This is a genomic window from Colwellia sp. D2M02 (genome assembly GCF_018860755.1).
Taxonomy (GTDB): domain Bacteria; phylum Pseudomonadota; class Gammaproteobacteria; order Enterobacterales; family Alteromonadaceae; genus Colwellia; species Colwellia asteriadis.
Map to the genome: position 1 here is coordinate 76,970 of NZ_JAHKPW010000064.1, position 11,839 is coordinate 88,808.

Here is an 11,839-nt window from a genome sequence, read left to right on the forward strand (position 1 = left end):
CTCTTGACCCGTACCATTTGATTAAAGGTTATTAAATTAACCAAAAATAATTTTGTTATTTATAACAGATTATATAGGCTACATAGCTCAGCTGGTTAGAGCACATCACTCATAATGATGGGGTCCCAGGTTCAAATCCCGGTGTAGCCACCATTTAAGTTTCTTAGTGAACTTAGATAAAAAGTAATGACATAACAGGGGTATAGCCAAGCGGTAAGGCAGCGGGTTTTGATCCCGTCATTCAGAGGTTCAAATCCTCTTACCCCTGCCACTTCTATTTAAACTTTCTTTATCATCTGATAGCGACTAGTATAATAGTGTGGAAATCCAATGCGCGGGAGTGGCGGAATTGGTAGACGCGCTGGATTTAGGTTCCAGTATCTTTGATGTGAGAGTTCAAGTCTCTCCTCCCGTACCATTTATCTTCTTATATATTCCTACTGTATTTTCTTAGACCCCATCAAACTATTAATTTATTATCATATTCTGATAGCTATTTTTATTCTTCTTAGTTAACGATTACATTTATTAAAGTTGCTTAGTTACCTCTTAACATGCCTCTTCACACTAAAAATCAAAATATCGCCCAATAAAAAAGCCATATAACTTAGCGTCATATAGCTTTAGTCTTTTCATCAGTGATTAGCCGTTATTAACTTATGAATAGCTCAGAATGGATGTGCTCTACTCCTGAACTCTAGTCAAAAAAGCCCCCATTAGATACCACAAGCATAAGCCAGTGCTTTATTTTTTACCGTTGAATTAATTACGGGCACCTTGTTAATTGCTAACAAGGCTAAATTACGTGCCGCTTTAATCAACGGCGATGGGTGTTTAAAGCCCGTATAGAGCGCATCCATTGTCGACATCATTAACAAGTTATCGTTACGTCTTAATGTTTCATAACGCGCAAGCACCTCGGGTGCATACCAGCATTCATTATGTGCTATTGCACTTGCAATAACCTCGTGTAGCGCTTTGACATCTTTGAAACCTAAGTTAACGCCCTGTCCTGCCATAGGGTTGATAGTATGCGCGGCATCGCCTAATAACAGCACTTGTTTGTTTTGATAAGTATTAGCATGACGACGCGTTAACGCAAAAGCACCTTTATCAATGACATTAACGTTACCTAAACGCTCAGGAAAAGTGTTCAATATTTCTTGGGTTAACTGCTTGTTAGATAAAGCACTTAAACGCTTTATCTCATCGCGGTTATGGTACCAAACTAACGATGCTTGGCCTGACATTTGTTGATTACTCACTTCACCTTTATCATCACATGTAGTTGGTGTTGATAAAGGTAAAAAAGCAACCGGTCCTGCAGGTAAATATTGCTGCCAAGTAATATCTTGTTGCGGATGTTGTGTTTCAACGTTAATCAGCATGGCAGATTGCTGGTAATCCCAGCCTGTTAAACCAATCCCAGACATTTGACGTACTTTAGATTGAGCACCGTCAGCGCCAATCACTAAGTTAGCAGTTATCGTGCTTTGCTCTAATACCAAAGTTGCTTTATCGCTCTGTTGCGTTAATGACGTTAAACTTTCTGGGCAATATAACTGAATATTATGATTGCTAGTCATTTGCTGCCATAACGCTAATTGTATTAACCTATTTTCAACGATGTGCCCTAAATGTGTCTGCTCGATATTAAGCGCATTAAACTCGGTATAAGCATTTTCGCATTCCCAAACAGCTAAACGCTTATAAGGACATAAACGCCATTGCGCTATTTGTGACCAGGCGCCTAGCTGCGTTAATAAATTTTCTGATGCCAAAGAAATAGCCGAAACACGTAAATCAACCGATTGTGTAGGTGAAAACGCTTTCGGTTGATATTTTTCAACCACGGCAACTCGTAAACCTAGCTGAGCAAGCGTTAATGCACTCGCCGCACCAACCATGCCACCACCAATAACAACACAATCAAAATGTTCCATGATAAAGATCCATCATAATGATAAATTTAGATGGCGAATATTCTACGCAAGCCACCAATGAATTTCGACTTATTTAACTCACACTAAGCTGTTTTAGGTCAATACAAGGTTATTTTATCGTGCTATTAAGATTTTTACGCATTGATACACACATAAAGTCGAATTCGTTGTTAAATTAATATAAAATACGCATCCTTTTATCAGTGCTAGGCTAAATCAAGCATTGTCCTGGTGTTAACTTGTGCGAAAAGAGTAAAGTAAATGAGCAAAAAGCTATATATAAAAACTTGGGGTTGCCAAATGAACGAGTATGACTCGCAAAAAATGGCAGAATTATTAGACTCTACCCATGGCTTCTCATTAGCTGAAGAAGCTGAAGATGCTGATGTGATTTTACTAAACACTTGCTCTATTCGAGAGAAAGCACAAGAGAAAGTATTCCATCAGCTTGGCCGTTGGAAAACCTTAAAAGATAAAAAACCTGATCTTTTGATTGGCGTTGGTGGTTGTGTTGCTTCACAAGAAGGTGATGCTATTCGCCAACGAGCACCATTTGTTGATATGGTTTTTGGTCCACAAACCTTACACCGTTTACCTGAAATGCTAAATCAACTACAACGTAGCAGTAGCCCTATTGTTGATGTTAGCTTCCCTGAAATTGAAAAATTTGACCGTCTACCTGAGCCTACAGCTGAAGGTGCGAGTGCCTTCGTATCAATTATGGAAGGTTGCAGTAAATATTGTACGTTCTGCGTTGTTCCTTACACACGCGGTGAAGAAGTTAGCCGTCCATTAGACGATGTACTTTATGAAATTGCACAACTTGCTGAGCAAGGCGTACGCGAAGTTAACCTATTAGGTCAAAACGTAAATGCTTATCGTGGTGCTATGCATGATGATTCTATTTGTCGCTTTGCCGACTTAGTTCGTTTAGTGGCAACCATAGATGGTATTGATCGCATTCGTTATACCACCTCACACCCGGTTGAGTTTACTGATGACATTATTGATGCATACAACGATGTACCTGAATTAGTAAATCACCTACATTTACCAGTACAAAGTGGCTGTGATCGTATTTTAACGCAAATGAAACGTGGTCATACCGCGCTTGAATATAAATCTCAAGTACGTAAATTAAAGAAAGCACGTCCTGATTTATCAATGTCTTCTGATTTTATTATTGGTTTCCCTGGTGAAACTGATGAAGACTTCCAAGCAACGATGGACTTAATTAAAGCGGTAGATTTTGACTTAAGTTTCAGCTTTATTTACAGCGCAAGACCAGGTACGCCAGCGGCAGATTTACCTGACGATATTAGCGATGATGTGAAAAAGCAACGTTTACAAATTTTGCAAGACAGAATTACACAACAAGCCTTACGCATTGCTCGCCAAATGCTTAATACCGAACAACGAATTTTAGTTGAAGGTCCATCAAAGAAAAACCCGATGGAGTTGCGTGGTAAAACAGAAAACAATCGCACAGTGAACTTTGTCGCACCGCATCACGTAATAGGTCAGTTTGTTGATGTTAAAATTACCGATGTTTACGCCAACTCACTACGTGGTGAACTAGTTCGTGAAGAAAAAGATATGGGGCTACGTATTGCTCACTCCCCTGCTGATATCTTAGCGAATAACCATCACAACGCTAAACCGTCAAATGTAGACGATTTAGGTGTTGGTACTTACGCACCTTAGCAACAAAACCTATATTAACTCATTATAAAGTGGATAAAAATTTGACAGCTTCTCACGCTAAACTTAGTAGCGAGCATTTTTCGTTATCGCCGGTAGACAATCACAGACAAGCGAATTTATGTGGCCCTATGGACGATAACTTAAAGACCATTGAACGCCGCCTAGGCGTAGAAATACGTTATCGTGGTTGTGATTTTACCGTTGTTGGTAAACCGTCAAATTGCACAGCTGTTGTCGCGTTATTAAAAGACTTATATATTGAAAGCCAAGAAGTAAACGGCCAAGGTAAAATTATTACCCCTGAAATGGTGCATTTAGCTATTTTAGAGGCTGATTGTTTAGAGCAAGATACTAATGATGGCGATAGTAGCCACAAACCTGCGCATAATACCGCAGATTTAGATGCTCACTATGATAATATGATCACTATCAAAACCAAACGTGGTGTCGTTAAGCCGCGTAATGGTAACCAGCAAAGCTATGTGCAAAACATTATTACAAACGATATTAGTTTTGGTATTGGTGTTGCTGGTACCGGTAAAACATATTTGGCCGTAGCTTGTGCGGTAGATGCATTAGAGCGCCAAGAAGTTCGCCGTATCTTATTAACCCGTCCAGCGGTTGAAGCAGGTGAAAAACTTGGTTTCTTACCTGGTGATTTATCACAAAAAATAGACCCCTACCTAAGACCTCTTTACGATGCGTTGTTTGAGATGTTAGGTTTTGAAAAAGTTGAAAAGCTTATTGAGCGTAATGTTATTGAAATTGCGCCATTGGCTTATATGCGCGGTCGCACCTTAAACGATGCTTTTATTATTTTAGATGAAAGTCAAAACACTACGGTTGAGCAAATGAAAATGTTCCTAACCCGTATTGGCTTTAACTCTCGCGCAGTTATTACTGGCGATATAACTCAGGTTGATTTACCAAAACATCAAATGTCAGGTTTACGCCACGCCATTGAGGTGCTGCAAGATATTAATGGTATTAGCTTTAACTTCTTCCAATCAAAAGATGTAGTACGCCACCCTGTCGTTGCTCGCGTTGTAGAGGCGTATGAGTCTCATGATCAAAAACTTAACCGTGAAAAGCTGAATCGTGAGCAACAAGCAAAAAAAATTAGCAATGAACAGTTCACTGGTAATAGCGATACTAAGTAATGCCAAATATTGTCCATAACACCATTGACTTGCAAGTTGCTTGCGCTGAAAAAGCATTGCCTACCCAAGAGCAATTTCAATTATGGGTTGATACCGCACTTAGCGAGCTTGCTGAAAATAATTCTCAGCAACAAGCCTTTGAGTTAACGATCAGGTTAGCTGAAGTAACTGAAAGCCAACAACTAAACTTTCAATACCGTGAAAAAGATAAGCCCACTAATGTGCTGTCTTTTCCTTTTGAGTTACCCGATGGAATTGAGTTAAACTTGCTTGGTGATTTGATCATTTGCAGCGATATTGTTAAAAAAGAAGCAAACGTGCAAAATAAAGCGCTATTTGATCATTGGGCGCACTTAGTCATTCATGGCTGCTTGCATTTAGTTGGCTTTGATCATATAAGAGATGATGAAGCCGAAGAAATGGAATCATTAGAAATAAAAATTTTAGCCACTCTTGGGATTAACAACCCCTACGAAGAACAATAATTATTAAAGGAATACAAAAAGCTCTATGAGCGACGACAACTCCCAGCCAAGTAATGGCGCAAATAAATCACTCTTGAATAAAATAATTCAAGTATTCACACCAGAGCCACAAAACAAGGATGAGCTATTTGACATCTTAAATGATGCTCAAGATAGAGATCTGATCAACCCTGAAACAAAATCAATGATTGAAGGGGTACTTGGTGTATCTGAAATGCGCGTGCGTGATATTATGATACCTCGCTCGCAAATGGTAACTATCGATAGAAACCAATGCTTAGATGAGTTTTTACCGATTATTTTAGACTCGGGTCACTCTCGTTTTCCGGTAGTTAATGAAGATATTGATCACGTTGATGGTATTTTATTAGCAAAAGATTTATTGGCCTTTAGCTTTAACTCTATCGAAGAAGAATTTAATTTAGCTGATATTATCAGACCAGCCATTATTGTTCCTGAAAGTAAAAAGGTAGAGCCGCTTTTAAAAGAGTTTCGTTCAAATCGTTATCATATGGCGTTAGTAGTAGATGAATATGGTGGCGTTTCAGGAGTTATCACCATTGAAGATATTCTTGAGCAAATCGTTGGCGAAATCGAAGATGAAACTGACGATGAAATTATAGAGGACATTAAAAACCTAGCCAGTAATGTTTATTTAGTTCGCTCTCTTACTGAATTAGGTGATTTTAACGCTTATTTCAACTGTGATTTTGATGAAACCGATGCAGACACCATTGGTGGTATCGTTCTTCACCAGTTTAATCATATGCCACAAAAAGGCGAAACAATCGCCTTAGGTAACTTTGAGTTTAAAGTGGTTAGCGCGGATAACCGAAGAACACAAATGTTACAAGTAACCGTTGATAAAAATCATCAAATCAGTGGAAAAGTGAGTGACTAACCAGGTAAAAAAATCACGCCTTTTAGTTGCTAAAGCAAACATAACTAATAAAACTAACTGGCTGTGCTTCTTTGCTGGTTTTTTCTTAGTCTTTTCTTATGCACCTTTTTCACTTTGGTGGTTAGCATTATGCCTCCCAAGCATCGCTTTATATCAACTTCATAAGCAACCGCCAAAAAAATCGGCTAAATACATGCTTTGTTTTGCGCTCGGCTGGTTTTCGAGCGGCATAAGCTGGGTGCATGTTAGCATTGACCAATTTGGTGGTTTACCCTTAGCTGTTTCCTTATTGTTAATGTTGCTACTGTGTTTGTATCTAGCACTATATCCTACATTAGCCGCCTACCTAAGCGCTCGACTCTCTTCAAATAAACAACTCAACTTATGGCTATTGCCTCCGCTTTGGTTATTTTGTGAGTACTTACGCTCAGTTGTCTTGACCGGCTTCCCTTGGTTATCCCTCGGCTATAGTCAAATAGATAGTCCATTAAATGTTTTTGCTCCCGTTATTGGTGAAGTAGGGATTACTGCGCTTATTTTATTGATTAATGTTACTTTGGCATTAAGCGCTTATAAATTAAAGCAGCATTTAGCACAAAATAAAGTCGGCGAAAACCAGCTAAACCCTAGCACTTCAACAGCATTATTAAAGCCTATAATCACTCCGCTAATTGTACTTTCGGTACTGACATTAACAACGACACTCCTTACAAACATACAATGGATATCACCATCAGGAAAAACTACCTCAATTGCTTTAGTTCAAGGAAATATTGCCCAAGCAATTAAATGGAAACCAGAGCAAGAATGGCCAACCATGCTGAAATATTTAGACTTAACCCGGGCTAATTACGATGCTGATATTATTGTTTGGCCTGAATCTGCTATTCCTACACTTGAGCCTGCAGCACAAGATTATTTAGCTACAGTAAATAGTTCAGCTTTACTGAATAACAGCGCAATTATTACCGGTTTGCTTAACTACAACTTTGAAAGTAAAAAATACTTCAACGGTATTGTCGTTTTAGGTAAAAAGAATGAAGACGATGAACAGGGATATTATTACAACCATAGTAACCGTTATTACAAGCATCATTTATTACCTATTGGTGAGTTTGTTCCGTTTGAAGACTTCCTTAGGCCGATAGCGCCACTATTTAACTTAGCGATGTCATCGTTTTCATCCGGAGATTATGTACAAGCGAATATTATGGCTAAAGGGCTTTCAATATTACCGCTTAATTGTTTTGAAGTTGCCTTTCCTCACCAACTTTCAGCTAATCTAACGGCTAAAACTGACATCATATTAACGGTAAGTAACGATGCTTGGTTTGGTAAATCACACGGTCCACACCAACATTTTGAAATAGCACGCATGCGCGCATTAGAATTTGGTCGCCCTTTAGTGCGCTCAACCAATAATGGCATAACCGGTACTGTCAACCATTTAGGCGAGGTAACCGCCGTATTACCTCAATTTGAAGAAGCGGTACTGAAAACAACAGTAGCACTCGTTAAAGGTGCCACACCATACAGTAAAGCGCCACAATTAATACTGTGGTTACTTATTGTCTTTATGTTGATAAGTGCTAAAGCAGTTGAAAAACGAGTAAAGTAACTCACTTGACTGACTTAATACGTTAATTTTAATAACGACCTTAATAACTACTTTAATAACTCCCTCAATAACGACTTTTAAAGTAAAAAGCCATAAGCTCCTTTATAGAGATTATGGCTACCATTTCACTTATACCAACAAACTACTTTATGTTAATGATTCAGGACTTACCTGCTCTAAGCTTTGTTTATACATTGCGTTATCAGTAACATCATACACAATAAGGCACAAATGACTAACCTCGCCTGTTGCTGATAGCAAAGGTAAAAAAGTTGTATTTTGATACATAAAGTCAGCACTACCCGTAACAGGACGATAGCTATCAAACTTAAATAAGTAAGGTCGTTGCTCCCATATGGTAAACGCTTTATTTTTCAATAAAAAAACAGAGTCGGCTTTACGAACAAACCAGTCCTGTGGTATTTCTTTAAACAATTCAAATAAACACTGCCCTTTCACTTCTCTAGGTAAAAGACCACTGTGATTCTCCATGAAACCATTAAATATTTGTATTTTATACTCTCTGTCTAGAACCACTAGACCGACATCAATGTTATGTAACATTTCCATAAGCCAATGTAGTTCATTAAGCTGAGATGATTCTAACGACATAGCACATTCCTATAGGTAACTGAACAGATGTTATCAATGCTCATCACCGTGTTATTCAATTAAATAAGCTAACTTGTTGTTTAAAGTCTGCATCGACTTTTCAGTAAACAGTAAAAGTAAATCACACTTAATTGGATAATTTTCAATACTGTAGCTAATTTCAATAGCGAGTGTTTTTTTCCACTTTTTAGCATTATTAGCAATAAGATCAGAAATATTTCTATGCTGACCGAGTACTTCTGGGTGCCCTTGACTAAACTGAATATCAAGCTGTTCAGACACCCCTTTTAAACAGGAGCCAATCAGTACATTCGCTAAGTCCATCAATAACTCTAACTCTGTACTTTTATCTTCTTCATAATGATAATTCATTAATGAAGCAACATCTTTAAAGCTCGAATCATTTAAAATTAATAATGCTTCTCCAGATATACCAGCACTAATAAACCCCTGACAAATACCCGAAGTACTTTCAGTACTTTCAATATCTTTTAGCGCCATCCGTAACTCACTAACTTCAATAAAATTGACATTAGGAATAGGCAGCTGTACAAAAACATTTAAAATTCTTGCCAGTAAATCACCTGCTCGTCCCATAGCAACATTAGCAATTTCTTGGTAACAATCTCGCATATCTGAAGACATAGTAATTTCTACTTCCTCAGGCGGTTGCTCATTACTGACAGGAACAGGAGCAACATGTAGCGGCTCTATAACTTTTGTAGTGTTAACTGGCTTTTCAGTATTAACTACTTTTTCTAACTGCTCGGCCGCAGCAGGAGCAGCGCTAAGGTGTTTATCTGCTTTGCTTTCAGTATCTGATGTTGGCTTGGTAAATACCCCATAAGACAACAATACTTCGGTAAGCTTTTCTTTATTTACTGGTTTTTGAATAAAATCTAAAGCACCTAATGCGGTAACACGCTCATGAGCTTCAGGCTGTATGTCTCCAGAAATAACAATCGTAAGGGTTGGTAGATCTTCTTTTAAAATAGTTTCAAGCACTTGATAACCATCCATTTCTGGCATATTCAAGTCAAGTAATAATACATCCCCTTTGCCTTCTTTAATGGCCTTGATTCCCTCAACACCATTATTAGCAAAACTAATATCAACATCCCAGTCATCAGGTAAAGAGCGCGCAACTTGTTTACGCGCCATATTAGAATCATCACAAATTAATAACTTAGTGGTCATATGAACCTTGATCCTCAAATTGACAAACGAAACAAAACCGAGAGAAGAAACTTACTTCCTATTCATAACCATAGAGTATCACGCTAAAAAAACAATGAGAAAGCACTATAAATAGAACTTTTGTTTCTAAACGGTTAAACTTGGTACAAATTCACATCAAATTTAATTAATCATGAAAATTTCTCGTTCTACGATTTCTGTATGTGCTTTATTATTAAGCAATATTTTTTTTGTTTCACCAAGCTTTGCTAATTCATTTAACACCAATGAACTGGTTTCCACCCAAGACCTTGTCAAAGCGGGTGATAAGTTTGTTACTTTACTGGGTAATCAAGTTAATGTTGGCGAAAAAGCCCCAGCCTTCAAAGTAGTTGATAAGAATTTTACGCCAGTTCAGCTGGCTGACTTTTCAGGACAAACATTATTGATTTCAGTAGTACCTAGTTTAGATACTGGTGTTTGCTCATTACAAACCAAACGCTTTAATGAAGAAGCCTCAAAACTAGCTCAAAATATTACAATACTAACCATTAGCAACGACTTACCGTTTGCACAAAAGCGCTTTTGCAAAGCCGAAGGGGTTAATGCCGTAAAAGTGTTATCTGATTCAGTATGGCGTGATTTTGGCGCAGCCTATGGCTTACTTATTAAAGATATGGGTTTATTAACACGTGCTATTTTCATTATTGATGAGCAAGGAAAGATTACTTATAAAGAGTTAGTTGCAAATATTTCACAACACCCTGATTATGATAAAGCATTAACGAAAGTTAAAAATATTGCCCCTGTTATTGTGCTGGATGAAGCTGAAGAACAATAAAAGTAAAATTAAATAGCTATATAAAACAGTACAATAAAAATATTTTTTATTTTTATTGTACTTCTTCCTTGAAAAATAAATTCCTAATCCCATCTCTAATTATGAAGTCGCCGTAAGGGATTTCATATACATTACAACCTGTTCATTATGAAAGGTTAGTTTACATTATTGCTATTTATTAGGATAAATTATTATGAGAACTACAACAGATTTTAGCCCACTTTACCGTTCATTTATTGGCTTTGACCACTTAGCTGGATTAATTGATAAAGCATCAAGAGCTGACAAACAATCTTCATACCCTCCGTACAATGTGGAACTATTAGCAGAAGATCAATATCGAATTACAATGGCTGTAGCTGGCTTTAGTGAAGAAGATATTGATATTGAATCAAAAGATAATCATTTAATTATTATTGGCACTAAAGCGAATAATAGTAACGAAAACAATCAAAGCACAGAGGGTGATAGTACGATAAAAGCACCACGTAAATTTTTACATCAAGGTATTGCCGAGCGCAACTTTGAGCGTAAATTTCAACTCGGTGAGCATGTAAAAGTCATCGGTGCATTTATGAAGAATGGTTTACTTCATATCGATCTAGAAAGAGAGATACCCGAAGCACTAAAACCTAGAAAAGTTGCCATTAATGGCAAAAGCTTACTCGGTCAAACTAGCTAGCCTGAGTTTAGGTTTTATTTAAATCTCCCTGAATGTTTTTTAGCCCAGTTAATTACTGGGCTTTTTTATGCTGTTTTTATATTTTTGATACTTAACGAGGGATTATCATTTTATATAACGTGATTAAAACTCAAGAGATAGTAACTCAACTAAATCAGGCTGCCACTGAAAGTCTTTTAATTTTATCCTAGCCCCTATAACCACTACTTGCTCATCTTTCAATAACTGTTTCTGCTTAATAAAAGCCTCGCTCCCCGTAGCAAAAGAGATTTTTCCTTGGGAGTTAATTACCCGTTGCCACGGCACGTTTTGATTTCGCCAACCATCTTTGGGAACACAACCGAGTGCTTTCCCAACTAATCGAGCTCTACCGGGTAGCCCAGCTAAATCGGCAATCTGCCCATAACAAGCCACTTTACCTTGAGGAATACGCTGCACCGTTTGCCATATTTGCACATAATGTCGCTTGGGCTCAACTTGCTTATTAATCGCTTTCATTTCTGCGCTATTTTTCATTGAGCATTATCACCTGCATTTAATAAAGAAACTTAATAGCTATAACAAACCATGTTTGCCCGTTAAATATTGCTAACATGAGCTAACTAATCATACTTCAAGAAGAAACTGACTTAATACTTGGCGCATAAATAAGAAAGTCTCTGTTGATTAGGGTATCATATTAACTAACCTAAGCTCGGGTTAACTAACCTGAACTCG

Annotated in this window: 10 protein-coding genes, 3 tRNA genes and 1 pseudogene; 10 read left to right on the top strand and 4 right to left on the bottom strand. The window is 37.6% G+C overall.

The features are described 5' to 3' along the window. The first annotated feature begins 76 nt into the window (after positions 1–76). The 3 genes from KO495_RS11760 (at position 77) to KO495_RS11770 (ending at position 418) form a co-directional block, all read left to right on the top strand. Positions 77–153, top strand: a tRNA-Met gene (locus KO495_RS11760). Between the two features lie 43 nt (positions 154–196). After that, positions 197–271: transfer RNA gene (locus tag KO495_RS11765), tRNA-Gln, on the top strand. A gap of 63 nt (positions 272–334) precedes the next feature. After that, positions 335–418: transfer RNA gene (locus tag KO495_RS11770), tRNA-Leu, on the top strand. Positions 419–716: 298 nt separating this feature from the next. Here the strand turns inward: KO495_RS11770 and KO495_RS11775 are convergent. Next, positions 717–1,943: an FAD-dependent oxidoreductase gene (locus tag KO495_RS11775; RefSeq protein WP_215980601.1), complete on the bottom strand. Its 1,227-nt coding sequence runs from the start codon at positions 1,941–1,943 to the stop codon at positions 717–719. A 261-nt stretch (positions 1,944–2,204) separates the two neighbouring features. On the opposite strand from KO495_RS11775, the gene miaB reads away from it, so the two are divergent. The 5 genes from miaB (at position 2,205) to lnt (ending at position 7,811) form a co-directional block, all read left to right on the top strand. Next, positions 2,205–3,647: a tRNA (N6-isopentenyl adenosine(37)-C2)-methylthiotransferase MiaB gene (gene miaB, locus KO495_RS11780; RefSeq protein ID WP_215980602.1), complete on the top strand. Its 1,443-nt coding sequence runs from the start codon at positions 2,205–2,207 to the stop codon at positions 3,645–3,647. Between the two features lie 128 nt (positions 3,648–3,775). Further along, entirely contained in the window at positions 3,776–4,807 is a 1,032-nt protein-coding gene (locus KO495_RS11785; protein ID WP_215980654.1) for a PhoH family protein, read from the top strand. Continuing rightward, entirely contained in the window at positions 4,807–5,292 is a 486-nt protein-coding gene (gene ybeY / locus KO495_RS11790; protein WP_215980603.1) for an rRNA maturation RNase YbeY, read from the top strand. Before KO495_RS11785 ends, ybeY begins: the two co-directional genes overlap by 1 nt. Positions 5,293–5,317: 25 nt before the next feature. Continuing rightward, a complete protein-coding gene (locus tag KO495_RS11795; protein ID WP_215980604.1) occupies positions 5,318–6,193 on the top strand; it encodes a transporter associated domain-containing protein in 876 nt (291 codons plus the stop codon). Next, entirely contained in the window at positions 6,186–7,811 is a 1,626-nt protein-coding gene (lnt, locus tag KO495_RS11800; protein ID WP_215980605.1) for an apolipoprotein N-acyltransferase, read from the top strand. The genes KO495_RS11795 and lnt overlap by 8 nt, the downstream gene beginning before the upstream one ends. A 165-nt stretch (positions 7,812–7,976) precedes the next feature. On the opposite strand, the pseudogene KO495_RS11805 reads toward lnt, so the two are convergent. Together KO495_RS11805 and KO495_RS11810 are read right to left on the bottom strand one after the other, a co-directional pair. After that, positions 7,977–8,423 (bottom strand): annotated as a pseudogene (locus KO495_RS11805) (diguanylate cyclase); the annotation flags it as partial. 51 nt (positions 8,424–8,474) lie between these two features. Continuing rightward, entirely contained in the window at positions 8,475–9,620 is a 1,146-nt protein-coding gene (locus KO495_RS11810; RefSeq protein ID WP_215980606.1) for a response regulator, read from the bottom strand. Between the two features lie 172 nt (positions 9,621–9,792). Here KO495_RS11810 and tpx point away from each other — a divergent pair, with 172 nt between their 5' ends. Further along, positions 9,793–10,440 (top strand): thiol peroxidase, encoded by a 648-nt coding sequence (gene tpx, locus KO495_RS11815; protein WP_215980607.1) that lies wholly within the window; start codon positions 9,793–9,795, stop codon positions 10,438–10,440. A gap of 193 nt (positions 10,441–10,633) precedes the next feature. Next, on the top strand, positions 10,634–11,122 hold the full coding sequence (locus KO495_RS11820; protein ID WP_215980608.1) for an Hsp20 family protein: 489 nt from the start codon (positions 10,634–10,636) through the stop codon (positions 11,120–11,122). 123 nt (positions 11,123–11,245) lie between these two features. On the opposite strand, the gene KO495_RS11825 is transcribed toward KO495_RS11820, so the two are convergent. Next, positions 11,246–11,638, bottom strand: coding sequence for an MGMT family protein (locus KO495_RS11825; RefSeq protein ID WP_289847622.1), 393 nt, complete (start codon positions 11,636–11,638; stop codon positions 11,246–11,248). Positions 11,639–11,839: the final 201 nt, after the last annotated feature.

Coding starts and splice junctions, on each gene's coding strand:
- KO495_RS11775 (WP_215980601.1), bottom strand. CDS start 1,943: ATGGAACATTTTGATTGTGTTGTTATTGGTGGTGGCATGGTTGGTGCG.
- miaB (WP_215980602.1), top strand. CDS start 2,205: ATGAGCAAAAAGCTATATATAAAAACTTGGGGTTGCCAAATGAACGAG.
- KO495_RS11785 (WP_215980654.1), top strand. CDS start 3,776: ATGGACGATAACTTAAAGACCATTGAACGCCGCCTAGGCGTAGAAATA.
- ybeY (WP_215980603.1), top strand. CDS start 4,807: ATGCCAAATATTGTCCATAACACCATTGACTTGCAAGTTGCTTGCGCT.
- KO495_RS11795 (WP_215980604.1), top strand. CDS start 5,318: ATGAGCGACGACAACTCCCAGCCAAGTAATGGCGCAAATAAATCACTC.
- KO495_RS11810 (WP_215980606.1), bottom strand. CDS start 9,620: ATGACCACTAAGTTATTAATTTGTGATGATTCTAATATGGCGCGTAAA.
- tpx (WP_215980607.1), top strand. CDS start 9,793: ATGAAAATTTCTCGTTCTACGATTTCTGTATGTGCTTTATTATTAAGC.
- KO495_RS11820 (WP_215980608.1), top strand. CDS start 10,634: ATGAGAACTACAACAGATTTTAGCCCACTTTACCGTTCATTTATTGGC.
- KO495_RS11825 (WP_289847622.1), bottom strand. CDS start 11,638: ATGAAAAATAGCGCAGAAATGAAAGCGATTAATAAGCAAGTTGAGCCC.